The organism is Kolteria novifilia, assembly GCA_007748055.1.
Taxonomy (GTDB): Bacteria; Planctomycetota; Planctomycetia; order Kolteriales; family Kolteriaceae; genus Kolteria; species Kolteria novifilia.
On sequence record CP036279.1, the window covers coordinates 6,706,043 to 6,732,313 of the forward strand.

Below are 26,271 nucleotides of genomic sequence, written 5' to 3' on the forward strand. Positions count from 1 at the left end.
GACTGGGGAACCGCTTTCCGACGGCTTTCATCTTGCCCGCCGAAAGCGACCTCCAGAACGACTAGATCTTCATGAGTCCATCACGAAACTCCGATTTGACAATGCCCACTCTCGAGCTATAGTCCGCATGATGTATCAACGCCATCATCTCTCCCCCATCCTTTGGCTCCCCAAGTCTCCGGATAGGGACGGAGACATTCCAAGGCTTCAAGCGGACCTGCATGAACTCCATGGTCGAATCGCGACTCTCGCTTGCCGCCCGGCAGGGTCTCGGCCGGCTCGCCGAGCGTCCGGGGCTTCTCTTCCTCACCTTGCTCTTGGTGCACAGTCTCTTCACGCCTTACGTCGGCATTCGTGACGACGCCGAGTTGTACGCCCTGCAAGTCCAGCACCACCTCCACCCTGGGGTCTACGGCAACGATATCTATCTCAAGTTCGGATCGCAGGACTCCTACTCGGCCTTCTCCACCATCGTGACGCCGATCGCCGCGTCCTTGGGAGTACCGACCGCGTTCTTCCTCGTCTACTTCCTCAGCACCTCGTTGCTCGTCTACTTCCTCAGCACCTCGTTGCTCGTCTTCGCTTGCATGCGGCTGACGCGAGTCATCCTGTCGCCGCCGTCGCTCGCGGTCGTGGCGGCGATCCTGCTGGTGGTAGTCGCTCTTCCCTACGGCGGCTGGCACTCCCACGATGCGCAAGAGGACTACTTGACGCCCCGAATCCCGGCGGCCGCACTCGGACTTCTCGGTGTCGTCGCGGTGATCGAACGACGCTATGTGCGTGGCTGGTGCTTCACCCTCGCCGCAATGGCTGTCCATCCCCTCATCGGCGTCAGTGTCCTGGCAGTCGTTGGGGGCGCGACGCTGCTGACATGCTGTTCGTGGCGATGGCTCTTGTCTTCGTCGCTTCTCGCGGGCTGGGTGGTCGCTTACGTGCTCGCCAATCAGTCGCTTGGACTTCGTCTCTTTGGAAGGATGGACGCCGACTGGATGGCGTTCGTCGTTCGCACGAGTCCCAACTGCTTTCCCACTCTTTGGAGTTGGCCCGATTGGTTGCGAGTGACGTCCGCCCTGCTGGTGCTCCTGCTTGGCTTGACGCATTTGCGCGACCAGCGACGCCGCGTGGTCGCCCTGGTGCTCGCGGTCGCTTGCGCGGGGTTGTCGGTATCGGTCGTGGCCGAATACCTTCCGTACGCCCTCCTGCTTCAGGGACAAGCTTTTCGAGCCGTTTGGTTGGCACAGTACCTTTCGATCCCGGTCGGCGTCCTCGCCATGGTCGAACGTTGGCGGTTCCAGCGCCCGCTCGACAGGATCGTCGCTCTGGCCGTGGGGATCGTGACGACACGAGCTGTCGACTGGTGGCAAGTCGATCCGCGCCAAGGCGTGCTACTCGTCGCCATCTTCGCGCTGACCAGCACCGTGCTGGCCTTCTCCGATCGCGGCAAGGGAGAGACGAGAACGCCCCAGCACCGCCGATTCCTCCTCGCCCTGGGACTTGCTTGTCTTGTCGTTTCCGCCTTCGGCGTCTTGACCGTCGGATCGAAGCTCTTCGCCCACTTGCCGAACCACGACCCGGTCTCGATCGTCCTGGGAACGCTACGGACCAAAGGACAATTGATCGTGGCGAGCGTCTCCCTCGGAATCGGGATCGCGATCGGGTTGCTCGTCCAGCGTCGTTCGGGGGTCCTGGTCATTCTCGCCCCATTGGCACTACTGGTCGGCTGTTGGCCCTTCCTCGTTCAGCAACACCAGGGATACGCCGTCAGGTACGAGCGTGACGCGAGTGATCTCGCCTTCGTGAGCGCCTACCTCGCGAACCGGGAGCGACCTTCACCGCGCGCGACCGAGATCTACTGGCCAACTTGGCCGACGGTGCTCGCCTATCGCATCACGTCGACTCCCATCGTCTCCTTCGCGAGCGATCGCCAATTCTTCGGGGTCATCTTCAATCGGGGCACCGCGACCGAGGCGCAACGACGGGCGGTTCTGGTTCGGCCATTTGAGAACGACTCGATGCTCGATATCTGTTGCCACGAATCCTTCTGGTCGCATTCGTTTCGCATCTTCGGTGCCGACACGACGCCGCCGACGATCGGCGATTTCCAGCGACTCTGCGCCGAACCCTCGCTTGAGGTCGTCATCCTCAGGCAACGCTTCGGCGACCAAGTCGCGGCTTCCAACGGACACGTCCACATCTACGAGTGCCATGCGATCCGCAATCCCGACCAACACCTTGCACAGACCCGTTCGCTGGAGTCCCCCTTCCCCCCTCTTGGTCAACCGAGTCAACGCACCAAATACGCCGTGAATTTCATTGAGGGACACTAATGTCGAATCCTCCCAAGACCGCGATCATCATCGGAGCCGGTCCGGCCGGATTAACGGCCGCGTACGAACTCCTGACGCGCACCTCGATCAAGCCGATCGTCCTCGAATCGAGCGATCACCTCGGCGGCATCGCGCGAACGATCAACTACAAGGGCAACCGCATCGATATCGGCGGCCATCGCTTCTTTTCTAAATCCGACCGCGTGATGGACTGGTGGCTTCGCATGCTGCCGCTCGAGGAACTCGAGGCCGATCGTCAGACGCTGAGCTACCAGCGACAGCGTCGGGAGATCGACTCCCTCGGCCAGGGCCCCGATCCGCGCGACGTCGACCGGGTCATGCTGCTGCGCCAACGTCGCAGCCGAATCTACTTTCTCCGGCGTTTCTTCGACTATCCCATCTCGCTGACCGTCAACACCCTTCGCCAACTCGGACCGGCCCGCACCATCGCGATCGGGTTGAGCTACCTGCGGGCGATGCTCTTTCCGATCCGGGACGAGAAGAACCTCGAGGAGTTCTTCATCAATCGCTTCGGGCGCCGGCTCTACGAGACCTTCTTCAAGTCCTACACCGAGAAGGTCTGGGGGCGGCCCTGTCGCGAGATCAGCGCCGAGTGGGGCGCCCAACGGATCAAGGGACTCTCCATCGTCAAAGCGATCCTCGATGCCGTGAAGCGTCCCTTTCGAGGAAATCAGTCGATCAGTCAGAAGTCGACCGAGACCAGCCTCATCGAACGCTTTCTCTATCCGAAACTGGGGCCGGGCCAGATGTGGGAGGAGGTCGCCCAACGCGTCATCAACCTCGGTGGCGAGATCCACATGCTTCACGATGTCCACGAGTTGGAAGAGTCCGACGGACGGGTGCGCGCCGTGATCGCCCACGACAAGCCCGAGGGAGCTTCGCGGCGATTCGAGGGAGACTACGTCTTCTCGACGATGCCGATGAAGCATCTCGTGCGGGCCCTCGGTGACGAAGTTCCCGAAGCGATCAAGGAGATCGGCGAGGGACTCGTCTATCGCGATTTCATCACGGTCGGGCTGCTCGTCAACAAGATGAAGATCCACGAAGAGGGCCCCAACGGTTCGAAGCTCATCAGGGACAATTGGATCTACATTCAGGAACCAGACGTCCAGGTCGGACGCCTACAGATCTTCAACAACTGGAGTCCCTACTTGGTCGCCGACCCGGAGAAGGTCTGGCTCGGCCTCGAGTACTTCTGCGACGAGGCCGACGATCTTTGGAAGTTGCCCGACGACGAGTTGATCGCGCTGGCCAAGGCGGAACTCGCGCACCTCGACATCATTGACCGCGCGGAGGTCGTCGACGCCACCGTGATCCGCGTGCCAAAGACCTATCCCGCCTACTTCGGCACCTACGACCGGATCGATGAGCTCCGCGACTATCTTGATCGCCTCGAGAACCTCTTCCTCGTCGGGCGCAACGGGATGCATCGCTACAACAACCAGGACCATTCGATGCTCACGGCGATGGTGGCCGTCGACAACATCGTGGTGGGCCGCACCGACAAACGGAACATCTGGGAGGTCAATACCGAGCGGGAGTACCACGAGCAGCGGCAGCCGAATTCGACCATCGGACCGCGTCGCGGCCACCTGCCGCCGACCCTCACGGAATCGGCCACGATGGAAGCCGAACAGATCCGAAGCGGCGAGCTTCCCCACTCCGGCTACAGGCAGGGTGAATCCGACGACATCGGCGCTCAAGCCGGGCGGGAGGATACCGAGCGCGAGTTGACGACGAGCGTTTCCTAGCGGGCTGTCGACTTTCGCGACCTTGTTCCTTCGTCGCCCTATAACCACGGGGGACGTTGGATCTCTTCGGACGCGAGAGGAATGCCCGGCGATGACCGATACCTCCGAGACCCTCCTCGACCGACTCAAGCACGAGCCCGACTCGGCCTCGTGGAAGGAACTCGTCGAGATCTACAATCCGATGATCGAACGTTGGCTCAACCGCCACGGCTTGCGCGAAGCCGACTGCGACGACGTCGCGCAGGAAGTCCTGCTCGTGGTCGTGCGCAAGCTGGGGGGATTCGAGCGGGAGCCCCGGACCGGCGCGTTTCGGCGTTGGCTGCGAAACATCACCGTCAACTGCCTGCGCGACTATCGTCGCTCGAAACGCTACCAACCGTTGGCGACGGGCAGCAGCGACTTCGACGAAATGCTCCAGCAACTCGCGGACGACGACAGCGAGTTGAGCCGCCAGTGGAACCTCGAGCACGACCGTCACGTTACCCGTTTCCTGCTCGAGCGCATCAAGGGCGGATTCACGGAGTCGACCTGGCTCGCGTTCGAGCGCGTCGCCCTCCAAGGTCAACCCGCCGAGCGAGTCGCCCAAGAGCTTGGCCTGTCGGTCAACGCGGTCTTCATCGCGAAGTCGCGGATTCTGAGTCGACTGCGCACCGAAGGGGCGGGAATGCTCGACTGAGCCCTCCCCGCCAGCCTAGTGCTCTGTCAGATCCGAAAGTTCGGGTGGCACTGGCTGCTGGTCAGCCAGTGAGAAGTGATCGTGGGTTCACAACCCGAAGTTTGGCGATTGACTCAGCGCGAACAGTCCGTTGATTCAAGTGGGGCCAAGTCGAGAACGGTGAATCTCGGCCAAGATCAAGAAGAAGAAACCCAGGCGAATCGGTAGATTCGTCGAGATTTCTTCGACACGGAGATTGGTCGATCGAACCGTTCGCAAACGGCACCGAATAGATCGACGGTCTGCTAGCCCCCGCCGCCGAGAGGGCAGCGACCATCCCTTCCGCGCCCCCGAATCCTCCGGAGTCGCTTCCTCACCTCGCCGTGACAACGTACGATACATCTTGGACCGGGGTCGTCCCCGCGGCCGAAGCGTCTGTTCGTATCTCGAAGCGATTGCGCCCGAGCGTGGAGATTGGCTGTGACTGAGTCCCAGGGAGTCCATCCGACCCCTGATGAGCTGACCGACTTCGGGTTGGGGCGTCTCGACGCCACCAAGAATGCCGAGATCGAACGGCACATCGCGCACTGCGATCAATGCTGCGCGTTTCTCGGCAGCCTCCCCAACGACACGCTCATGAACCGACTGCGCCGATCCGACACCGTCACCGAAGCGATCGGGAAGAAGGGAACCTTCCGGCCCGATTGGCGCGGCTTGGTCGATGCAATGGTCGTCAAGGAACTGAGCGACCACCCACGCTACCGCATCATCCGTTCGCTCGGCGCCGGCGGAATGGGCACCGTCTTCCAAGCCGAACATCGGCTGATGGAACGACAAGTCGCCCTCAAGATCATCAGCCCCCAACTCCTCGAGGACGCCAAGGCGATCGAACGCTTCCGCCTCGAAGTCAAAGCCGCCGCCCGTCTCCATCACCCCAACATCGTCACCGCTTACGACGCCGAACAGGTCGGCGATCTGCACATGCTGGTGATGGAGTTCGTCGATGGAAAGAGCTTGTCGGAAGTCGTGAAACTCAAGGGCCCGCTGCCCGTCGGTCATGCCTGTCACTACATCCGGCAGGCGGCGATCGGATTGTCGCACGCCGCGCAGCTCGGCATGGTGCATCGCGACATCAAGCCGCACAACCTGATGCTCACTCGCAAGGGACAAGTCAAGATTCTCGACTTCGGCCTCGCCCGGTTCGCGCGGGAAGCGACGACCGCCGAGGACGCCGATTCCGACACCGTCACCGCGCTGACGCACGACGGCGTCGTGTTGGGAACGCCCGACTACATGGCTCCCGAGCAGGCTCGCGATGCGCGGACCGCCGACATTCGCGCCGACATCTACTCGTTGGGCTGCACCCTGTACTACCTTCTCGTCGGCCGCCCTCCGTTTCATGGCCGAACGACGGTCGGGAAGCTGATGGCTCACGGCGGCGAGGAACCCGACTCGATCACCGAACTGCGTGAAGACATTCCGCCGGAAATCGAAACCATCCTCCGACAGATGATGGCCAAACGACCCGACGATCGCTTCCAAACGCCCGAAGAGATCGCCCAATCGCTGGCGCCCTACGCGAAAGCGGCCAAGGGAACCAATCAGCGCCGTCCGAGAGAGACGCCCAGCAGCATTCCCCAGGCGCCGGTCGCGACTCCCGACTCGATCACCGATCTGCTCGATCACGCCTCGGGCGGGACGCCGACGCAAGCCCCTTCGACGACACAGCTCTCCGTGCCGCCCAATCCCACGCCGCCAAAGAACCGGCTCGCGGTTCCCTTGATCTTGGCGGCACTGGCCGGGTTGCTCGGGACGGGTTGGTTGCTCAGCCCCCTGCTCCGCTCTTCGGGAACCGACTCGGGCGGCGGTGGCCTCGCCTCGGCGGGAACGACGCCTCCTCCAGCGATCACGACCAACGTGCCCGAGGAAGCCATGGCGACAATGGATCCCAGTCCATCGCCCGTCGAGACCGCTCCCCACTCGCCCACCGGCAAGGTCCTGATCATCCTGCCCCAGAACGGCTACTGGCCCCCCGACTATCAGCCGGTTCGCGACGCCCTGGACGCGAGTGGCTTCGACTGCAAGATCGCCACGGCCGAAGGCTACGAGTCGTCGCCGGCCGACTCTCCCAATGGTGGCCCTCCAAGGGGTCCGACCATCGAAGCCGACCTCGCGTTCGGCGATGTCGACGCCAAGGACTTCGACGCCGTCGTCGTCTTCGGCTGGAACGTCCGCGACTTCGTCAACCAAGGCGCCGCGGAACCGCGATTGCGACGAATTGTCCGCGAGATGTTTCAGTCGGGACAGCCGGTCGCGTCGATCTGCGCGGGCAACGCGGTGCTGGCCGACATGGGGTTACTCGAAGGCCGCCGCGTCGCTTGGGGACGGTGGCCGCAGCGGGCGCTCGACAGCTATGCCGCCAACCTCAACGGAGCGATCACAGTCGAGGACGAACCGATCGTTCTCTCCGGCCAAATTCTGACCGGACGCGATGACACCGTCGCCGCCCAGTTCGGCCAACGGCTGGCCCAGGAACTCAAGTCCCGCCGGTAGTCGCTCACCACTGCTTCGACATCGCGTTACGTCTGTTCTCAGCTTCCACCCGCCCCGAACACAAACACCCCACACCCTTTCACTGAAACGACTTACGACCACCATCCCTGAATTCCGCGAATCGACTGAAAGAATCAGCCGGCCAGACTCCATCTCTCCTTCGGGTGAACCAACACACAGCACATCGCAGGAGTGCATCCATGTCACACGTCTGGAATGGCTTGATGAGACTGAGAAACCGGTTGGAAGACTGGATGAACGAGAGCGAACGCCGCTCGGCCGACTGCCGGCCGGAACGTCGTTTCTTCGGTATCGAATCGCTCGAAACCCGCGTCGTGCTCTCCAACGACGTCGCCAACGTCGCGATTCTTCCGGAGTTGGAGGATCCCGCGCCCTTCTCCGCCGCCGAGGTCCAGTACCTCGACGCCGCCCAGCAAGCGGCTCAACAAGCCGACCCGGCCCAGTCGGACACCAAACGAGTCCTGCTCGTCATTCCTAGTGTCCACTTCTGGTACAACGACTACGAAGCGACCCGCGCCTCCCTCGAAGAAGCGGGGATTGAGGTCCAGGTCGCCGCGCCGACGTTGGACTACGCGGTGCCGCACGCCAACTCCGGCCAGGGTCCCGACGGAGGCGTCGTTCAACCCGACCTTCGGATCGATGAAGTGGCCGCCGCCGACTTCGACGCCGTCGCCTTTCTGGGCGGTTGGGGCGCGACCTCCCTGCAATACACCTACGAAGGGACGTATTTTCAGGAATCCTACAACGGCGACGCCGCGACCAAGCTCGCCGTCAACAACCTGGTCAACGACTTCCATGCCCAGGACAAGCACATCGCGGCGATCTGCGTCGGCGTCGGAACCCTGGCTTACACCGACGTCGGTGGCGAGAGCCTCCTCGCCGGACGCACCGTCAGCGCCTACGCCGGCTACGCCCCCCCATCGCCCACCCACGGCTACCGCCTGCTTCGCTCGGACATCGAAGGCAACGGTGCCGTCATGGTCAACTCGCACTCGATCGGCGATCCGACGACCGCGAGCGACGACGTCTTCATCGACGGCAAGATCATCACCGCCGAGAACTCCTCCAGCGCGTCCCACTTCGGCGCGGTGATCGCTCAAGAGATCTTCGCGGTCGATACCGCGAACGTCGTTCCCGACGAGGCGATTCCCCAACCCCCCGTGGAACCGGAAGGCCCCGTCGAAGCGATTCCCGAGGCCCCCGCGGAAGACGCCGGCGAGACCCAACAGATCGAGCCGGTCCTCTTGGTCATCGCCAATCAGGACTTCTACTACCAGGAGTACAACGACACGCGAGCCGCCCTCGAGGCTCAAGGACTTTCCGTCGTCGTGGCGGCCCCGACCCTCGGTCCGGCGACCCCCCATGCCAACTCCGGCCAGGGCGCCGGCGACGGCGTCGTCCTCCCCGACATCGCGCTGACCGATGCCGACGCGGCCGACTACTCCGCGATCTCCGTCATCGGCGGTTGGGGAGCCTCGCAGTTCTACTACGCCTACGAGGGCGAGTTCGCCAACCCGGCCTACAACGGGACCGAGGAACTCCAAGCAACCTTCAACGATCTCGTCAACGACTTCATCACTCAGGACAAATACGTGACGGCCATCTGTCACGGCGTCTCGGCCCTGATGCAAACCCAGAACGGCGTCGGCGAGTTCAACTTCGAGGGCACCACTGTCGCCGGCTACGCCGGAAACGCCCCCTACTCGACCACCGACGGCAACCAACTCTCCCGCTTCTACGTCGAACAGACCGGAGCGACCATGGTCGCCTCGCAGTCGATCGGCGATCCGGGGACGGCGGACGACGACGTCACTCAAGACGGCAAGCTGATCACCGCGGAGAACTTCGATTCGGCTTACTACTTCGGCACCTACATCGCCGAGCAATTGCTCTCCGACGCGATGTATCCCGACGATGATCCCGAGGAAGAGCCACCCGTTGAAGAACCGCCGGCCGAGGGCGGCGGGGAAGTCGAGGCGGTTCAACCCGTCCTCATGGTCATCGCCAACCAGGACTTCTACTACCAGGAGTATTTTGACACCAGGCAGTCACTCGAGGCCGCCGGACTCGAGGTCGTCGTCGCCGCCGCCACGACCGAGACCGCCACGCCCCACCTCAACTCTGGCCAAGGCGCCGGTAGCGGCGAGGTCATGCCCGACATCGCTCTCACCGATGTCAACGCCGGCGACTACTCGGCGGTCGCCATCGTCGGCGGTTGGGGCTCCTCTCAGTACGCCTACGGTTTCGACACCGAGTTCACCAACCCCGCCTACAACGGCACCGAGCAGTTGCGGGAGACGTTCAACGACCTGCTGAACGACTTTGACGCCCAGGGCAAGTACATCGCCGCGATCTGTCACGGCGTCATGTCGGTCGGCTACGCCCAAACGCCCGAGGGAACGAGCCTCCTCGACGGCGTCACCGTCAGCACCTACTCGGGCAACGCCCCGACCACCGTGGCTTACGGCGACCAACTGACGAGCTGGTACCTCGAGCAAGAGGGCGCGATCGTCGTTCCCTCGAACTCGGTCGGAGACCCGGCTCACGCCCACGACGACGTGATTGTCGACGGCAACCGCATCACCGCCCAGAACTGGGACTCCGCCGCTCTCTTCGGCGAGGTGATCGCCAACCAACTCCTCGGTCTCGAGGGTGATCCCGGCGAGGAAGAGCCACCCGTTGAAGAACCGCCCGCCGAGGGCGGCGGGGAAGTCGAGGCGGTTCAACCCGTCCTCTTGGTCATCGCCAACCAGGACTTCTACTACCAGGAGTATTTTGACACCAGGCAGTCACTCGAGGCCGCCGGACTCGAGGTCGTCGTCGCCGCCGCCACGACCGAGACCGCCACGCCCCACCTCAACTCTGGCCAAGGCGCCGGTAGCGGCGAGGTCATGCCCGACATCGCTCTCACCGATGTCAACGCCGGCGACTACTCGGCGGTCGCCATCGTCGGCGGTTGGGGAGCGACGCAGTACTACTACGCCTACGAAGGGGACTTCGCCAACCCGAACTACAACGGAACCGACGAAGTCAAGGAGGCCTTCAACGCGATGGTCGACGACTTCGTCGACCAAGGAAAATACGTCGCCGCGATCTGTCATGGTGTCTCGGCCTTGGCCCAGACCACCAACGAACTCGGCGACTACCAACTCGAGGGGCAAACCGTGGCGGGCTTCGCCGGCACCGCCCCCAACTCGCTGCTGGACGGGAACCAACTCTCGCGGTTCTATGTCGAGCAGTCGGGAGCGACCATGGTCGAGAGCCAGTCGGTCGGCGATCTGGCTCATGCCTTCGACGACGTGATCGTCAGCAACCTGTTCATCACCGCCGAGAACTGGGACTCCGCCGCTCTCTTCGGCGAAGTGATCGCCAACCAACTGCTCGGACTGGGTGGTGACCCCGGCGAGGAAGAAGTTCCTCCCGAAGATCCGGGCGAAGGGGGCGAGGTGGAAGGCGTGCAGCCGGTCCTCCTGATCATCTCCGACGTCGACTTCTACTACCAGGAGTACGCCGACACGCGGGCGTCGCTTGAAGCCGCGGGATTGACCGTCGTCGTCGCCGCCCCCACTTTGGGACCGGCCACGCCCCACGCCAACTCCGGTCAGGGCGCCGGCGATGGAATCGTCCTGCCCGACATCACGATCGCCGACGCGATCGCGTCGGACTACTCGGCGGTCGCCGTCTCCGGCGGCTGGGGAACGACCCAGTTCTACTACACCTACGAAGGGGTCTTCGCCAACCCGAACTACAACGGGACCGACGAGCTTCAGGACGACTTCAACGAGCTGATCGGCGACTTCGTCGAGCAAGGCAAGACCGTCGCGGCGATCTCCCACGCGGTCTCGGCCCTGGCCCAGACCCAGGACGACATGGGAATCTACCATCTCGACGGCGTTTCCGTCTCGAGCTACGCCGGCTACGCCCCGGAGTCGCTCACCGACGGGGCCCAGCTCACCCGGTGGTACGTCGAGCAGACCGGAGCGATCATGGTCGAGTCGCAGTCGATCGGCAATCCCGGTCACTCGTTCGACGATGTCCTGGTCAGCGGTCAGTATGTCACCGCCGAGGACTGGGACTCCGCCTCCTACTTCGGTGAGGTAGTCGCTCAACAGATCCTCGGAGCGTAACCCCAGAGAGCGACGTCTCGTCGTCGGTGTCGATCCCTTCTTCGGCACCGGCGACGAGCGTCGCGTCTGTCGCGGCCGCCTCGCTCCTCCCCCAACGCTTCCCCATGACCTTCCAGCACCTCCGCCTTTTCCCCGGATGCCACCCATCGAACCCTCGAGCGAGACGGCCGCGACAGCCCTCTCTCTTTTTCCAAATCTGGAGAATAATTCCGTCGAGCCGCGCATCGTTGCTTTTATGAGGGGCCGGGAAGTTGGTGCGCGTTGGGTCACCGACTGGGACCGCCCCCTCTCCCACGGAGAGACCTGATGAAGAAGCTCGTCTGTTTGACCACCACCGCGGCCATGATGCTGGCCAGCGCGGGATTCGCGATCGCGGCCGACAAGGAAAAGAAGAAGATCGATCCTGAAGCTCGCTTCCAGAAGATGGACAAGAACGGCGACGGCAAAGTCTCCCTCGACGAGTTCGTCGGAAAGCGAACTGGCGAGAAGAAGGAGAAGGCCGAGAAAGCCTTCGCCAAGCGCGACAAGGATGGCGACGGCAACCTCACCAAGGATGAGTTCATGCCCGCCAAGAAGGCCAAAAAGAACAAGAAAAAGAAGAACAAGGACAACTAGTCGCGGCAGGCCCCGCGAAGCCGGCGTCCCGCAAACCTTGCTTCGCCCGAACGCCTGCTGCTGACTATTGTTGATGCGACGCCGAGTGCTCCATCCTCGGCGTCGTTTTTTATTGCGCGGTGATCACACGCGACCAATTCCCTCCGATCTCCCCGTTCCCGTCAAAGAGTGTTGTGCCGCCGGCCCCGAGTCGCTATCCTTATGTGGCCACCTGTACACTATCCATTTGATGCGGGGAACTTCACCATGGGCACGATGAGCAGCTACGAACATGGCCAATTTTCCTGGGTCGATCTCACGGCCCACGACATCGCCGACGCGCGCACCTTCTACGAGTCGCTCTTCGGCTGGTCGGCCGTCGACAGCGATACGCAAGGTGGTCCCCCCTACGTGATCTTCGAGCTCGAAGGTCACAAGCTCGCCGGCCTCGCGCAGATGCCGGAGGAGATGAAGGCTCAGGGAATCCCCCCGACCTGGAACAACTACATCAACGTCGACGACATCAACGCGACCACGGAAAAGGCGGTCGCCCTCGGCGGGACGAACACCATGCCGGTGATGAAGGTCCTCGACGCCGGTTCGCTAGCCTTCATCCAAGATCCCTCGGGCGCCCACGTCGGTCTTTGGCAGAAAGACAAGTTCCACGGCGCCGATCGCGTCAACGATCCCGGCTACTTCGGCTGGAACGAGCTTCACACTCGCGACGTCGACAAGGCCAAGACCTTCTTCAGCGAATTGTTCGGCTGGGAGTTCGAGCTCAGCCCCGATTCGCCCCACCCCTACCACGTCATCATGAACAAGGGCCGCATGAACGGCGGCATTCTCGAGATGAACGAGGAATGGGACGGTTTCCCGCCCCATTGGACCGCCTACTTCACCGTGACCGACGCCGACGCGATCGCGGGCAAAGCGAAGGAACTCGGCGGCAAGATGTGCGTCGAGCCCTTCGACCTCTCCTTCGGCCGGATGGCGGTCATCTCCGATCCGCAAGGCGGCACTTTCTGCGTGATCGCCATGAATGACCTCTCCGACCTCGACTGAGCGGAGAGTGTCCCATCGCTCGGGGTACACGGGGGCCCCAAGGATCACGCTTGCGTGGGGCATGTGTAGAGGATCACGACGGGTGCCACGGCCTGCTTGCCAGCCGGAGCTCGGAAAAGATCCCCGACGGTGGCTCAAGCCCCACTCCTGAGACGAAGGCCACTCTAAGAATTCGACGCGTCTTTTCGAAACGAACTTGGGGAGACGCCGTGCTCGCGTTTGAAGACGGTGCTGAAGTAGTCGACGCGATCGTAACCGACGCGCGACGCGATCTCGGTCAGGGAGAGACTCGTGCTCGTGAGCAGTTGACGCGCCTTGAGCATCCGCAGTCGCGTCAGTTCCGCCAACGGTGTCCGGCCGAGCATCTGGCGAAATCCGTTCTCCAGCGCCGTCCGGGAGATGGGCACACTGCGCAAGACGTCGTCGACGTTGATCCCCTCGTGGGCGTGGCCGTGGACGAACCGCATCGCAAGCCGGATGAGGTCCTGACCGATCGCGGCGGCGTCGGTGCTGTGACGCGATTCGATTCCGATCGGGTCGATGTTGGGAATGGGGTGAACCGGCCTGCCGTGCGTGAGGATTTCATCCAAGACAACGGCCGCCGCGTGCCCGATCTTTTCCGTGTTGGGAATAACGCTCGAAAGCGTCGGTTCGCTGAGTTCGCAGACAAGCTCGTCGTTGTCGACACCGATAATCGCGGCTTCGTCGGGGACGCGAAGATTCGCGTGCAAACACGCGGTCGCCACCCAGCGAGCGCACGCGTCGTTGCACCCCATCACCGCGAACGGTTTCGGTAGCGACGAGAGCCACTCGGCGAGCCGACGCATCTCCGCGAGATCGAGTGCCAACCCGGGTAACTGACGGGCGCGGCAGTTGACCTTGCGTTTGCCGCACTCGTGCTCGAAGAACCGATGGCGACGCTGGGACCAGGGGATCGACTCGACCCCACAGTAAGCGAGTTCCTTAAACCCCCGTCCCACGAAGTCGTCGACGACCATCCGACAGACGGTGCGGTTGTTGACGTCGACCCACGGCACGGACTCTCCCCAATCGATCCCACTGACGTTGATCAGCGGTAGCCCGGTTTCACATAGCTCCGACCAAATCGCGGGCGACTCGACATGGGCGATGATCCCATCGGGACGGCTCTCCTGGCGCCAGGAACTCTTGCGCCGGTTCCAGTTCTCGCCGAGCATCTCCGGTCCCCCTTCATCCAACTGAAGGTTCCAGCGCGACTGGCGGTTGCAGAACTCCGAGACACCACGAATCAGTCTTCGCGTGAAGCCGCTCGAGGTCTCGATCAATAGAAGGATGTTCGATTCCGACGCCATGGGGTCCATTTCACCAAATCGTAGGTTCCCCTTCCCGCGCATGTCGCCAGTGAGACCTCCGGCGAACTCGGTTCCCCGCGAGGGAGCATGGTTCTGAGTGTAGACGCGCGTGAAATCGAGGTCCACGGCTCCCCTGGAGTTCCTCGCGCCACTTGGGGAAAATCGCAAGTCGCCTTGGGGAAATCCAAATGGCGTTCGGCGCCCGCCCACCGCAAGATAACATCCGTCATCGCGGAGTCTCATCGAGGGCCGTCCACGTCGCGCGGGGTTTGGGTCGCTCGCAGTTCCGCCAACACCACGCTCCTCGGCCACGCACGCAAGAAAGAGCCCATGAAACCGATCGTTCAGATCTCGCTGGATGTCACCGACATCGCCGAAGCCATCGAACTCGCCGAAGTCGCGATGCGCGCCGGCGTCGACTGGCTGGAGGCCGGAACCCCCCTGATCATCGCCGAGGGCATGAACGGCGTCCGCGCCCTGCGCGAACGGTTTCCCGACACGCCGATCGTCGCCGATCTCAAGACCATGGATGGCGGCTGGCTCGAAGCCAAGCTGATGGGCGAAGCGGGCGCCACCCACGTCGTCGTCATGTCGCAGGCCCACGACGAGACCATCAAGTGCGTCGTCAAGGCGGGCGAGGACTTCGGCCTTGGCGTGATGGGCGACAACCTCGGCTCGGCCGACATGGTCGATGGAGCCAAACGACTCGCGGACCTCGGATGCGGTTTCGTCATCCACCACATCGGCTATGACGAGCGCAATGGCATCGCCGCCTCCGGCCGGCGGGCGCCCAACCCGATGGATCAACTGCGTGAGGTCGTCGCCGCCGTCCCCGTTCCGGTCCAAGCCGTCGGTGGCCTGACCATCGAGCAAGCGATCGAGACTCCCAAGCACGGAGCTCCGCTGGTCGTTCTCGGGGCCCCGCTGACGATCGACGCCGACAGCTTTCAAACGGCCGCCGGCGACGTTGAGGGCGCCCTCACGCAGATCTGCGAACAAGTCCACGCCTACGGCGATGTCGCCATCGGAGCCAAGTGACATGACTATGACCGCGGTCGTCAACTACGCCAACCAAGAGCACTGCGTCGAGCTACGCGAGTGCGACCTTCCCGAGATCGGGGACGATGACGTCTTGCTCGAGGTGAGCAACGTCGGGGTCTGCGGCAGCGACCTGCACCAGTGGACCGCGCACCACTCGTGGCCGGTCAACTATCCGGTCATCCTCGGGCACGAGTTCGGCGGCGTCCTCGCGCGGGTCGGCAAGAGCGTCGATGGCTGGAGCGAGGGCGACCGCGTCGTCAGCGAAACCGCCGCGATCATCGACCCCAACAACCCGATGACGCGTCGCGGCCGCTATAACCTCGACCCCAGCCGCAAGGGGTTCGGCTACGGCGTTGACGGCGCGATGACCAAGTTCGTCCGCGTCCCGTCGCGAACGCTTCACCGCGTGCCCGACGAGTTGGTCTTCGAGGAGGCCTGCTTGGTCGAGCCCTGCTGCGTCGCCTACAACGCCGCCGTCGGCAACAGCCGCATCGAACCCGGCGATCGCATCGTCGTCATGGGACCGGGAACGATTGGCATTCTCTGTGCCGCCATCGCCCGCTTGTGCGGTGCGGACGTCGCGGTCGTGGGGCTGGCGGGAGACAAGACGCGTCTGGAGATCGCCGAACAGTATGGCTGCACCGCCATCGTCGAGGATGCCAGCGACTGGGCAAAGCAGCGCGACGGGCTCGGCTGCGACGGCGTCATTGACGCGGCCGGCGCGAGCCCCGCCCTGAGGACCGCCCTCGACCTCGTCCGTCCCGAGGGCTGGATCACCAAGGTCGGTTGGGGCCCCAAGCCGCTGGGGTTCTCGCTCGATCCCCTCGTCCAGAAGAATGTCACGCTCCAAGGGAGCTTCAGTCATCACTGGTCGATTTGGGAACGCGTCATCGGCCTGCTCGCGAGCGGCAGCCTCGATGTCCGACCGATCATCGGCGGTGTGTGGCCGCTCGAACAGTGGCACGACGCCTTCGAGAGCATGCACGGTGGCAAGATCGTCAAGGCGGTCCTCAAGCCTTAGTGCCATCCTCATGACATCCGCCGTCCCTCGCCCGACGCGCACTGACTCAAGAGGTCATCCCATGCCGAAACTCGCCGCCTTTCCGAAAGCCTACATGGACGCTCTTTGCATCGACGGCTCGATGCGGCTGGAAGAGTGGATCGAACTGGGGGCCAAGCTCGACATCGACGGGCTCGAGTTCTACAGCGGGCTCTTGGACTTGAAGGATCCCTCCCGCTGGGCGACCTATCGGAAAATGGCCGCCGACCACGGGCTAGCGATCCCCATGCTCTGCTGTTCGCCCGACTTCACTCATCCTGACGCCGCGTTCCGGCGCAAGCAAGTCGAGCAAGAGAAACACTGGATCACGATGGCCGCCGAATTGGGCGCGACCTACTGCCGGGTCCTCTCCGGGCAGCGTCGCCCCGAGGTCGGTCGTGAGGAAGGGATCGGCTACGCCGCGGAGTGTATCGAGGCCTGTTTGCCCCACGCCGAGTCGGTGGGCGTCACGCTGATCATCGAAAACCACTACAAGGACAACTACTGGACCTACCCCGAGTTCGCCCAGTACGCCGACGTCTTTTGCGATCTCATCGCGAAGCTCGACTCCCCCCATTTCGGCGTCAACTACGATCCATCCAACACGCTGCTCGCCGGCGAGGACCCGATCGAGCTACTCGAACGGGTGAAGCGTCGCGTCGTCACGATGCACGCCTCGGACCGTTTTCTCACCGAGGGGACCTGGGACGATCTACGGCGTGAGGAGATGAATGTCGAGGGCTATGCGGCGCGACTCTCCCACGGCGAGATCGGCCAAGGGCTCAACGACTACGACAAGATTTTCTCGATCCTCGCGGGCGAAGGCTTCGACGGCTGGATCAGCATCGAGGACGGGGTCGACGGCTTCGAGCAACTTAAGCGAAGTGTCGCGTTCCTCAAAGGAAAGATGGCCCAGCACTGGCCCGCGACTTCGTGACTCACCACGCAAGCGTGACCTTTCCCGCATGCCCACGCAAGCGTGACCTTTCTCGCATGCCCACGCAAGCGTGACCTTTCCCGCATGCCCACGCAAGCGCGGGCATCGCACCCCAAGCGATGTTACCAGAACACATCTCTTTCGCAGGGTGGGTCTTGCCCCACCATCAGAGGCAAGCGATCGTCTCCCACGTCATACCATCGATCTACCAACCTGAGGCGGGAATCACCCTACGCCACGATCTCCCGGATCACGTGGCCGTGGACATCGGTCAGGCGGCGATCGATGCCGTTGTGCCGGACCGTCAGCCTGCGATGATCGATGCCGAGCAGATGAAGCAGGGTCGCATGGATGTCATACACCTGCGTCGGGTGCGCGCGATCGGCGGGTCGAAAGCCCCACTCGTCGCTCTCGCCGCTGGTGACGCCTCCCTTGATGCCGCCTCCACAAAGCCAGTTGGTGAAGACGAACGGGTTGTGGTCGCGGCCCTTACTTCCCTGCGAACAGGGCATGCGACCGAACTCGGTCGTCCAGAGAATGATCGTGTCCTCAAGCAGCCCCCGTTGTTTCAAGTCCTTGATCAGCGCCGCGGTCCCTCGGGCCATGCCGAGCGCCAACGGGCCATGGTCGCGCCCGATGTCCTCGTGTGAATCCCAGTTGCGCCGTGGGAAGCCGTTGTCGTTGCCACTCCAGATCTGAACGAAGCGAACCCCTCGCTCAAGAAGCCTTCGGGCGGTCAGGCAGCGCTCGCCGAAGAACGCCGTCTCCGCGACGTCGTTGATCGTGGAGTCGTCGACCTTACTCCCTTCGGGAGCGAGCCCGTACATCCGCTTGATGTGCTCCGGTTCGCTCCCAATATCGAGCGCCTCGGTCGCGTGGAGTTGCATGCTCGCCGCGAGCCGGTAGGACTGGATCCGCGCATCGAGTCGCGAGTCCCCTTCCCGACCTTCCAGGTGCTCACGATTGAGGCGTTCGAGCAGCTTCCGTCCCGCCTTGTCGCCGGCCTTGGTGATGTAATCACTCTTGGGTGGAAAAAGATCGGCGATCGGTTGATCCGAGCCTGGCCTGATCACCGTCCCTTGGTGTTCGGCCCGAAGGAACGTCGACGACCAGTTCTTCGTCCCATTGGACGCGAAACCGCGATGATCCGGCAAGACGACGAAGGCGGGCAAGTTGTCGTTGAGACTCCCCAGGCCATGACAAACCCACGACCCGGCACTCGGAAAGCCCGGCGTCGCGAACCCAGTCGACTGCAAGAGCGTCCCCTGGCTGTGAACCGCGGTCTTGCCGACCACGTTGTGGACGAAGGCAATCTCGTCGACGACCTCGCCCAACGGAGCGACGACCTCGCTGAGATGCTTTCCCGAGGCCCCGTAGGGCTTGAATTTCCAGGGCGGCGCCATCGTCGCTCCCGGCGAACTCTGAAAGAGTTCGATCTTCTCGCCCGGATCCCATGGCTTGCCGTGGTCGCGTTCCAAGCGTGGCTTGTAGTCGAAGGTGTCGACGTGACTCGCCGCGCCCGCCATGAAGAGCTGCACCACCCGCTTCGCTCGGGGAGGATGATGCAACCCCGTCGCCCCCTTCGCCTCTTGGACCGCCCCGTCGGCGAGACCGTCACGGGCGAGCAGATCGAGGAGCGCGATTCCGCCAATTCCTCCGCCGCACTGAACCAGAAAGTCGCGTCGGGTCGGTGGCGTTGGCATCGACGGGTATCCTTCTCGAAACATTATTCCCTCCATTTCAGTCCGTCTCGCGGTCGCGCTCGGCATTCCGAATTGACGAGGTTTCTCGGCGCAAGGAGTTCGTCATCCGTTGAAGCGAGCTTGATTGGAGAAGACTCACTTCTCCCTGGCTGACCAGCAGCCAGTGGCAGCCGCCCCTTGAGGACGACAAGAGTTCTAATCGATAAAGGCGAACTCGTTGAGGTTGAGGATCACGCGACACGCGTTCGCCAACCCGTGCTCATTCGCGTAGGCAACGAGGGCGTCGGCCTCGCTATCGGTCGACGCGCGGGCCAATGCCAGCCGAAACGCTCGCTCGATTTGGCCACGCGGGGACGATCGCTCGGCGGCGACCCGGCGAGCGACATGTTCGCTCATGCACTCCATGAACGGATTGTTCAGCAGCGCCAGCGACTGAAGCGCCGTGGTCGTTTGGTCCCGCTTGGCGACGCTCTGCGAGGGATCGGCACAGTCGAGCGTCGTGAGAAAGGGCTGCGTCTGCGAGCGAACGACGAAACGATAGATCGACCGACGATGGGTCGCGGGATCGTCGGGATCGTGAAGGTGGTACTGGTAGTGGGGCGAGTGCTGGGGCTTCTCGACGACGAAGTCCATGAAGCTCGGTCCATACAACGTCCGGTCGAGCTTGCCCGCGGTCGCGAGGACCGCGTCGCGCACCTCCTCGGCCTCGAGCTTGCGACGATTCATCCGCCAGAAGTAGGTGTTCGACTTGTCGATGTCTTCCGCACGAGGATCGTGGCGACACTGTTGCCGGTAGACCGAACTCGTCACGATCAGTCGATGAAGATCCTTGAGTGACTCTCCCTTGTCACGAAACTCGACCGCGAGCCAGTCGAGCAGGGCCGGGTGCGTCGGCTCGAGCCCCATCCGCCCGAAGTCATTCGGCGAGTCGACGATGCCGCGGCCCAGGTGATAGAGCCACACCCGGTTGACGATCGAACGCCAGGTCAGTGGATTGTCGCGATCGGTAAGGTAACGAGCCAAAGCCAGCCGCCGTGACCCCTCGTCCGCGTCAGCGTCGATCTCAACCTCGCCGGCCTCCTCCCACAGTGGCGGCATTCCCGGAGACATCACCTCGCCGGGGGAACGAATATCGCCCCGGTGCAGCAGGTGGATCGGCCGCATCTTGCCCCGGGTCGGGACGAAGCGCCCCTGCCGCGCGAAGTCGCTCGCCGCCGCGTAGACGAACTGGCCGGAGAAGAGCGCCGACTGCTCCTTGCGAAGGGCCGCGATCTCGCGATCGAGTTTCGCGACTTCCGCGGTCGCCTTCTTTCTCGCGCTCGCGGCTCGCTTGCCGCCCAGGTCCGCCAAACGCCGCCGGATGTCGTGGAACCGTCCCTTGTTGGTGGGGGCGAGCCCGAGGGGGCGGTCGGCGCGGTCGATTCCCGCGAAGATCGCGTGGAGCCGATAGTAGTCCTCCATCCGGATCGGGTCGAACTTGTGGTGATGGCATTGGGCACAACCGACGGTGGCGCTCATGAAGACGTTGAAGGTGGTCGAGACCATCTCGTCTCGGTCGAGGTGCTTCGCGATGCGGCCGTCGACCTTGCCCTCGCCGACCTCGACATGGGCGATGTGGTCCCAAGGCCCCGCCGCGAGAAACCCGGTCGCGATCACGCCGTCGGCGTCGCCCGGAGCGATGACATCGCCGGCGAGCTGTTCGCGAACGAAGCGCCCATAGGGTTTGTCCTCGTTGAGCGAGCGGATGACGTAGTCGCGGAAGGGCCACGCGTTCGGCCGAGGCTTGTCCTTGTCGTAGCCGTGCGTCTCGCCATAGCGAACGACATCGAGCCAGTGCCGCGCCCAGCGCTCGCCGTAGTGAGGCGAGTCGAGCATCCGGTCGACGAGCTTCTCGTAGGCGGCGGGGTCGGGATCACCGAGGAACCGATCGACTTCTTCCGGACTTGGGGGCAGGCCGAGCAGATCGAACGAGAGTCGCCGAATGAGGGTGAGCCGATCCGCTTCCGGAGAGGGCGAGAGTCCCTTTTCTCGAAGCTTTGCGAGAATGAAGTGATCGATCGGCGTCCGCGCCCATCCTCGATCCTCCGGCGACAGGGCCGGTAGGCGCGGACGCTCGAGAGGCTGGAGCGACCACCAGTCGAGGCTCTTGCGATGGGTGTCGCGAAGAACGAGACCCTCCGGCCACGGTGCCCCACGATCGATCCACTCCTTCAGCAAGTCGACCTCGTCAGGGCGCAGCGGCGGGCGATCTCGCGGCATCAACGGGTCGGGGCCTTCGACCATCGCCAGGAGCAGGCTCTCGTCGCGATCGCCCGGCACGACCGCGGCGCCACTCTCCCCTCCCGCAAGCACTCCCTTCTTCGTGTCGAGTTCGAGGGATGCCTGCGCGATCTGCTTGGAGCTATGACAGGAGACACACGATCGCTGCAGAATGGGCGCGATCCTCTCTTCAAAGAATCGGTCCCGATCGGCTTCGGACGGCGTCGCGCCGAGGAGAAGGAAGATGATCGAAGCGGCATGTGTCATGAGTGAGGCCTATTGCCTGGGGCGGGAATCGTGAGATCAATGAACCAGGTTCGGTCGTTGTTCGTGTCCTCTGATTGGCAAGCTCGTTGCGTGAAACCTCGTCCGCCATTCGTGCGGAAACGCGTCGAAGCAAAGGCGTGTCCCGCATGCCCACGTCAAGCGTGTCCCGCATGCCCACGTCAAGCGTGTCCCGCATGCCCACGTCAAGCGTGTCCCGCATGCCCACGTCAAGCGTGGGCAGGTCACCCAAGAGACACTTACACAAAAAGCGAATCAATCAGGACACTAGGTAATGGCGCGCTGCCGAGCGGATTGGTATGGATTCTTGGGTTTGGTGCTCCGTCAAGTTCTGACATTCGGGTGCCACTGGCTGCTTGTCAGCCAATGAGATGGAGTTGAGCCGTCAACCCAAACTCCGCCGTCGGATAGTCCTCTGTCGCAACTTGAAGTTCGTGTTGGAGAAGTCGAGAACCGCAGGGCACTGGCAAGCAGCCAGTGCTACCCGAGAACGTAGGCGAACCAGTGCCCTACAGCGAGAAGTCGAGATCAGACTGACTTTGCTCGATCGTGCAGGTCAACTCGGACTCTTCATTGAACCGTTTGGGTAGATACTGCTCGACGACGTCCACGAGCGGCGAATCGGCATCCCCTTCGTAGGCCGGCTGCGTTCCCGTCGTTCGCGTCGCGAGGATTTCGACCCGCTTGCGGCCGGGACTGATGGGAAGCGCGTAGCGGCCATCGCGAATCACTGTCGCCGCTCGAGCCCGGTCGGGGTCGAGCGAGATGAAGATGATCATCCCTTCGTCGATTGGCTGCCCCTGAAACTGGACGCTCCCTCCAATCTCGGTGCCCGAGCTCTGCCGGCAGGCTGGCATCAGCACGAGCGTCACCAAGATTCCGAGAGCCCGCATCGCGGACAAGATCTTATCAGCCTTCACGCTCTCTCCTCGAACGAATCTCGTCTTGTTGTCTCCCAACCCCGATCGCCCGATCACGACGCACCGCGGCACAGGAAGCACCCTCCCGCCTAGGCTTTACGGTGCCACTGGCTGCTTGTCAGCCAGCGCCAAAGGGTTGGGGTTGCACAAACACCAACTCCATGTTGGAACACTGACCAACCCGCCGCGAGTGCCGCTCCAGCACCCAAACGGGTCAAGGCATCAGCGATCGGTCTCGCCACCCTGACTCGAGCCCAACGCTTGCCATACCGGGAGGGCGATCGAGTCGGACATGAAACGAACGGTGCCATCGCCGAACGCGGCATTCACTCCCCCGGCGTGCCGACTGCGAGCCACGAGATGCCGACCTCCCGCCGCGACGCATGGTGCCGGATCGTCGGGATGGTCCGTGCAGCGCGTCGAGTCGACGCCCGAGTTTGGCGTGAACCGGGTCATGAACTGGGCGCCGGCCTCGTCGTCGTTGAGGAAGTCGCCGCGAAAGTCGAAATCGGAGTCGTCGCTCGGCTGCAAGATCTCGGAAATGAACATTGTCTTGGAGAGCCCGTCCTGGATATCGCTGGGGCGGACGACCTTGTTCGGGCCGAACGGAGCTCCCGAAAAGTCGGACTCCGTCTGGTGGTAGGTACCGTTGCCGAAGTTGACGACGTAGCTTCCTCGGCTTCTCAGGTTCGCGTCCCCGCGCCAGTATCCCTGCTTGTCGGAAGGGCAGAAGTAGATGTTCAGTTGCGTCCGGACGGAGGTCGTATTCTCGCCTTGGTAAAAGCTGCGGTTGAAGTTGTACCCCTCGAAGAGTGCGACCTGGTCGAGTTCCGCCCAAAGACTGGGAACAAAGGTTTGCCGCTTGACCGCGCCGAGGCGCACGGTCCCGAGCGGATAGGTTCCCTGACTGTTCTCGTAGTTGTGAATCGCCAGCGCCCACTGCTTGAGCTTGCTCGTACACTGCATGCGCCGCGCCGATTCGCGTGCCTGTTGCACGGCGGGAAGGAGCAGCCCGACCAGCACCCCGATGATCGCGATGACCACGAGGAGTTCCACGAGGGTGAATCCCCGAGGTCGCCGTGAGCGACGGAGCGAGAGGAATCGGAACGAGTGAAACGCGCGCAGGGAAGACTTGCGGGGAAGCGTCATCGGCACCAACCTCGAGATGTGATCGTCAACGAAAGAGAACGGCCCTACGTTCTTGTGGCGCCCGGGCTCGAATTCTGGTACGAAAAAGAGATTGAAGTTCCTTTTCGGGGATCGCGATACCAAATCGGCTTCGCGGGCGCCAGTAGTTGATGGGAGTTGCCGCGCGGCGAAGCCCCGAGTCAAGCCGCGCCCGCTCAGCTCAAGTCGGAGCGAGATGAGAGATCGGCCGCCGTGGAGAACCGTAATCATGTCGATGGCCCGATCGGACGAACGGGTATCTGCTGAACGGGACGACTACGAAGAGTTCCTCCAGTACTTCTCGAAATCGCATCGCGCACTCTTCGCGTACATCATGGTCTTCGTCCACCAACAGACCGACGCGGAAGAGATCTTCCAGGAGGCAAGTCTCATTCTGTGGAAGGAGTTCGGAACCTTTCGCCGCGACGCCCCGTTCTTGCCCTGGGCGAAGGGGGTCTGCTTCAACCAGATCCGCCGCTACCGCCGCAAGCGTGGACGCGAAAAGCTCTGGTTCAGCGGCGAGTTGATGGACGAGTTGGCACGCGAGGAGTTGGCGCGGGAGGACGTGCTCGTCCAGCGCAAGGCGGCCCTCGACGTCTGTCTTCGCAAGCTCCCCGATCGCGATCGCCGGATCCTCGACCTCTTCTACGGCGCCCGCAAGTCGGCGCAACAGATCGCCGAGGAGATCGAGTGCTCGGTCCACACCGTCTACAAGGCACTGCAGCGCGTCCGCCGCAGCCTCTACGAGTGCATCGATCGCCGTTTGGCGACGGAGGAGAGTTGATCGTTCCCCCATGGACCGCCGCCCTCGCGGGCTCGAACACTCAGTCGAAGCAGGATCAGTCATGAGTTCGCGTTACCGCCAGTTCGAGCACCTTCTCCATCTGGCCAGCCGCCAGTGTGATGGCACCATCGGGGCCGACGAACTCCAAGAACTGGAGCGACTCGTCGCCGCGAGCCCTCCCGCGCGCCAAGCCTACTTGGACTACGTCTTCCTCCACGCCGACCTAGCCTGGACCGACGCGGCCCTCGAAGGCTCCCTCGCCGAACCGTCGGCGGAGGAACCTTGCGGCGAAGCGCGCCTTGCCCCTTGCCCACCGACCTCCACGGCGACACCCTCTCGTCAGTCCGCGTCGACCTGGCTCGGACAGGTGGTGGTCGCGTGTCTCGTCCTCGCGATCGGCGTCGGCTGGTGGTCGCTCAACGCGCCCCTGATGTCCCGTCGACCTCTCCTGGCGGAGACCGTCGCCCAACTCGTCGAGGCCGAAAGCGTCGAGTGGGTCGATCGCCGCGGAACGATCCGCGTCGGGGCGAAGCTCGGCCTGGGAACGTTGCGCGTCCATCGCGGCACCGCCCGGATTCGCTTTCGCAATGGCACCATCATCGACTTGGGGGAAGAGGCCGCCCTGCGGATCGAGTCGGCGATGAGCGTTCGGCTCATTCACGGCTCGGCCAGCGCCGACGTCCCCCCCGAGGCGATCGGCTTCCGCATCGAAACGCCAGCGGCGAGCGTGATCGATCTCGGCACTCGCTTCACCGCCCATGTCGGCGACTCCGGCCAAACCGAGGTGCGCGTGCTCGAGGGCAAGGTCGAACTGCAAGAGCGACGCCGACTGCCGCGCTACTACCTCAGCTTCGACAATACCTCGGGGCCGGCGGTCGATCACTTCGGCGGGCTGCGTGGGAAGATCATCGCCGGCGCGCGGCGCGTGCCCGGCCTGATTGGGCGCGGCGCGGTCCACTTCGACAACTCCAAGACCTCCGAGGTCAACCTCGGCAACGGCTTCAATAGCTCCACCACCCCCAGCGGCTTCGTCACCACGACCGGAATCACCGTCGAAGCCCTGATCCGCCCGGATTGGACGGGGGCGGGACGCACCACCGGCGAGAGATTCGACTACGACGAGATCTTCCGCGTCGAGGATGGCGAGTACCGTATCCTCCTGAGCTTTCAGAACGACGATCACGAGATCCCCACCCGGCCGCCCATCGCCAAAGGGCCGAGTCTCGCCTTCGGTCTGCACCTGGATGGGCACGGCTACAGCGAACTCGAGATTCCCCTCGATGGCAAGGAGGGACGACCGACGCTCGCCGATCTCAAGGATGGCTCCGCCCATCACGTCGTCGCGACCTACGACAGTCGCGAGGGGGTCAAGCGACTCTACATCGACGGCGTCGTGAGGCAGGAATATCGCGTCGAACCGGGGACGCTGATCATCAGCGGCGGCAAGGCCAACGCCGTCATCGGTAACAACGAGAAGCGGGTCAACGAGGCCTTCCAAGGCGTGATCGACGAGTTCGCCTTCTACGACTTCGCCCTCTCGCCCGAGGAGGTCGCTCGCCATCACGAGAGCGTCGCCAGCGGAACGAATTACTTTGGACGTCCGCTCGAGGAACTCATCGCCGAGGCACGGCAGCACCGTAGGCAGCAACTCACGACGGGAAACAGCGCCGTCTGGGAAGAACCGCGACCATAAG

At 63.2% G+C, this 26,271-nt stretch carries 17 protein-coding genes; 12 read left to right on the forward strand and 5 right to left on the reverse strand.

Going from position 1 to position 26,271, the window contains the following annotated elements; all coding sequences use genetic code 11:
• The first annotated feature begins 221 nt into the window (after nucleotides 1-221).
• The 7 genes from Pan216_RS24645 to Pan216_RS24675 all read left to right on the forward strand — a co-directional run bounded on the left by Pan216_RS24645 (nucleotide 222) and on the right by Pan216_RS24675 (nucleotide 13,111).
• Complete coding sequence (locus tag Pan216_RS24645) at nucleotides 222-2,327, forward strand: hypothetical protein (protein WP_145262357.1); 2,106 nt, start codon at nucleotides 222-224, stop codon at nucleotides 2,325-2,327.
• Nucleotides 2,327-4,099, forward strand: coding sequence for an NAD(P)/FAD-dependent oxidoreductase (locus Pan216_RS24650; RefSeq protein WP_145262359.1), 1,773 nt, complete (start codon nucleotides 2,327-2,329; stop codon nucleotides 4,097-4,099). Before Pan216_RS24645 ends, Pan216_RS24650 begins: the two co-directional genes overlap by 1 nt.
• A gap of 91 nt (nucleotides 4,100-4,190) precedes the next feature.
• Nucleotides 4,191-4,775 (forward strand): RNA polymerase sigma factor, encoded by a 585-nt coding sequence (locus Pan216_RS24655; protein WP_145262361.1) that lies wholly within the window; start codon nucleotides 4,191-4,193, stop codon nucleotides 4,773-4,775.
• Nucleotides 4,776-5,234: 459 nt separating this feature from the next.
• Nucleotides 5,235-7,307, forward strand: a complete 2,073-nt coding sequence (locus Pan216_RS24660; RefSeq protein WP_145262363.1) for a protein kinase domain-containing protein — start codon at nucleotides 5,235-5,237, stop codon at nucleotides 7,305-7,307.
• Nucleotides 7,308-7,531: 224 nt separating this feature from the next.
• A complete protein-coding gene (locus tag Pan216_RS24665) occupies nucleotides 7,532-11,455 on the forward strand; it encodes a DJ-1/PfpI family protein (RefSeq protein ID WP_419192949.1) in 3,924 nt (1,307 codons plus the stop codon).
• 306 nt (nucleotides 11,456-11,761) lie between these two features.
• Entirely contained in the window at nucleotides 11,762-12,070 is a 309-nt protein-coding gene (locus Pan216_RS24670; protein ID WP_145262367.1) for an EF-hand domain-containing protein, read from the forward strand.
• A gap of 246 nt (nucleotides 12,071-12,316) precedes the next feature.
• Nucleotides 12,317-13,111: a VOC family protein gene (locus Pan216_RS24675; RefSeq protein WP_145262369.1), complete on the forward strand. Its 795-nt coding sequence runs from the start codon at nucleotides 12,317-12,319 to the stop codon at nucleotides 13,109-13,111.
• Nucleotides 13,112-13,275: 164 nt separating this feature from the next.
• On the opposite strand, the gene Pan216_RS24680 is transcribed toward Pan216_RS24675, so the two are convergent.
• Nucleotides 13,276-14,568, reverse strand: coding sequence for a XylR family transcriptional regulator (locus Pan216_RS24680; RefSeq protein ID WP_419192950.1), 1,293 nt, complete (start codon nucleotides 14,566-14,568; stop codon nucleotides 13,276-13,278).
• Nucleotides 14,569-14,772: 204 nt separating this feature from the next.
• On the opposite strand from Pan216_RS24680, the gene Pan216_RS24685 reads away from it, so the two are divergent.
• From Pan216_RS24685 to Pan216_RS24695, 3 genes are all read left to right on the forward strand, one after another.
• Nucleotides 14,773-15,480: an orotidine 5'-phosphate decarboxylase / HUMPS family protein gene (locus Pan216_RS24685; RefSeq protein WP_145262373.1), complete on the forward strand. Its 708-nt coding sequence runs from the start codon at nucleotides 14,773-14,775 to the stop codon at nucleotides 15,478-15,480.
• Nucleotide 15,481: 1 nt separating this feature from the next.
• The gene (locus Pan216_RS24690; protein ID WP_145262374.1) at nucleotides 15,482-16,504 is read left to right on the forward strand and encodes a zinc-binding dehydrogenase; all 1,023 of its coding nucleotides are present in this window, start codon (nucleotides 15,482-15,484) and stop codon (nucleotides 16,502-16,504) included.
• Between the two features lie 61 nt (nucleotides 16,505-16,565).
• The gene (locus tag Pan216_RS24695) at nucleotides 16,566-17,459 is read left to right on the forward strand and encodes a sugar phosphate isomerase/epimerase family protein (RefSeq protein WP_145262376.1); all 894 of its coding nucleotides are present in this window, start codon (nucleotides 16,566-16,568) and stop codon (nucleotides 17,457-17,459) included.
• A gap of 230 nt (nucleotides 17,460-17,689) precedes the next feature.
• Here the strand turns inward: Pan216_RS24695 and Pan216_RS24700 are convergent, their stop codons facing one another.
• The 4 genes from Pan216_RS24700 to Pan216_RS24720 all read right to left on the reverse strand — a co-directional run bounded on the left by Pan216_RS24700 (nucleotide 17,690) and on the right by Pan216_RS24720 (nucleotide 24,024).
• On the reverse strand, nucleotides 17,690-19,162 hold the full coding sequence (locus Pan216_RS24700) for a DUF1501 domain-containing protein (RefSeq protein WP_145262378.1): 1,473 nt from the start codon (nucleotides 19,160-19,162) through the stop codon (nucleotides 17,690-17,692).
• 195 nt (nucleotides 19,163-19,357) lie between these two features.
• Nucleotides 19,358-21,688 (reverse strand): PSD1 and planctomycete cytochrome C domain-containing protein, encoded by a 2,331-nt coding sequence (locus Pan216_RS24705; protein ID WP_145262380.1) that lies wholly within the window; start codon nucleotides 21,686-21,688, stop codon nucleotides 19,358-19,360.
• A gap of 527 nt (nucleotides 21,689-22,215) precedes the next feature.
• Nucleotides 22,216-22,626 carry a hypothetical protein gene (locus tag Pan216_RS24715; RefSeq protein ID WP_145262384.1) on the reverse strand — a complete coding sequence of 137 codons (411 nt, stop codon included), beginning with the start codon at nucleotides 22,624-22,626 and terminating at the stop codon, nucleotides 22,216-22,218.
• A gap of 222 nt (nucleotides 22,627-22,848) precedes the next feature.
• Nucleotides 22,849-24,024 (reverse strand): DUF1559 family PulG-like putative transporter, encoded by a 1,176-nt coding sequence (locus Pan216_RS24720; protein WP_145262386.1) that lies wholly within the window; start codon nucleotides 24,022-24,024, stop codon nucleotides 22,849-22,851.
• Between Pan216_RS24720 and Pan216_RS24725 the strand changes: the two genes are divergently transcribed.
• Entirely contained in the window at nucleotides 24,023-24,577 is a 555-nt protein-coding gene (locus Pan216_RS24725) for a sigma-70 family RNA polymerase sigma factor (RefSeq protein WP_419192951.1), read from the forward strand. The two genes, Pan216_RS24720 and Pan216_RS24725, sit on opposite strands and share 2 nt — an antisense overlap.
• A 61-nt stretch (nucleotides 24,578-24,638) precedes the next feature.
• Nucleotides 24,639-26,270 carry a LamG-like jellyroll fold domain-containing protein gene (locus Pan216_RS24730; RefSeq protein ID WP_419192952.1) on the forward strand — a complete coding sequence of 544 codons (1,632 nt, stop codon included), beginning with the start codon at nucleotides 24,639-24,641 and terminating at the stop codon, nucleotides 26,268-26,270.
• Nucleotide 26,271: the final 1 nt, after the last annotated feature.

Bases quoted from the DNA above. Each gene is read 5' to 3' on its own strand.
- Pan216_RS24645 (WP_145262357.1), top strand. From the start codon at position 222: ATGAACTCCATGGTCGAATCGCGACTCTCGCTTGCCGCCCGGCAGGGT.
- Pan216_RS24650 (WP_145262359.1), top strand. From the start codon at position 2,327: ATGTCGAATCCTCCCAAGACCGCGATCATCATCGGAGCCGGTCCGGCC.
- Pan216_RS24655 (WP_145262361.1), top strand. From the start codon at position 4,191: ATGACCGATACCTCCGAGACCCTCCTCGACCGACTCAAGCACGAGCCC.
- Pan216_RS24665 (WP_419192949.1), top strand. From the start codon at position 7,532: ATGAGACTGAGAAACCGGTTGGAAGACTGGATGAACGAGAGCGAACGC.
- Pan216_RS24670 (WP_145262367.1), top strand. From the start codon at position 11,762: ATGAAGAAGCTCGTCTGTTTGACCACCACCGCGGCCATGATGCTGGCC.
- Pan216_RS24675 (WP_145262369.1), top strand. From the start codon at position 12,317: ATGGGCACGATGAGCAGCTACGAACATGGCCAATTTTCCTGGGTCGAT.
- Pan216_RS24685 (WP_145262373.1), top strand. From the start codon at position 14,773: ATGAAACCGATCGTTCAGATCTCGCTGGATGTCACCGACATCGCCGAA.
- Pan216_RS24690 (WP_145262374.1), top strand. From the start codon at position 15,482: ATGACTATGACCGCGGTCGTCAACTACGCCAACCAAGAGCACTGCGTC.
- Pan216_RS24695 (WP_145262376.1), top strand. From the start codon at position 16,566: ATGCCGAAACTCGCCGCCTTTCCGAAAGCCTACATGGACGCTCTTTGC.
- Pan216_RS24700 (WP_145262378.1), bottom strand. From the start codon at position 19,162: ATGCCAACGCCACCGACCCGACGCGACTTTCTGGTTCAGTGCGGCGGA.
- Pan216_RS24705 (WP_145262380.1), bottom strand. From the start codon at position 21,688: ATGACACATGCCGCTTCGATCATCTTCCTTCTCCTCGGCGCGACGCCG.
- Pan216_RS24725 (WP_419192951.1), top strand. From the start codon at position 24,023: ATGTCGATGGCCCGATCGGACGAACGGGTATCTGCTGAACGGGACGAC.
- Pan216_RS24720 (WP_145262386.1), bottom strand. From the start codon at position 24,024: ATGATTACGGTTCTCCACGGCGGCCGATCTCTCATCTCGCTCCGACTT.
- Pan216_RS24730 (WP_419192952.1), top strand. From the start codon at position 24,639: ATGAGTTCGCGTTACCGCCAGTTCGAGCACCTTCTCCATCTGGCCAGC.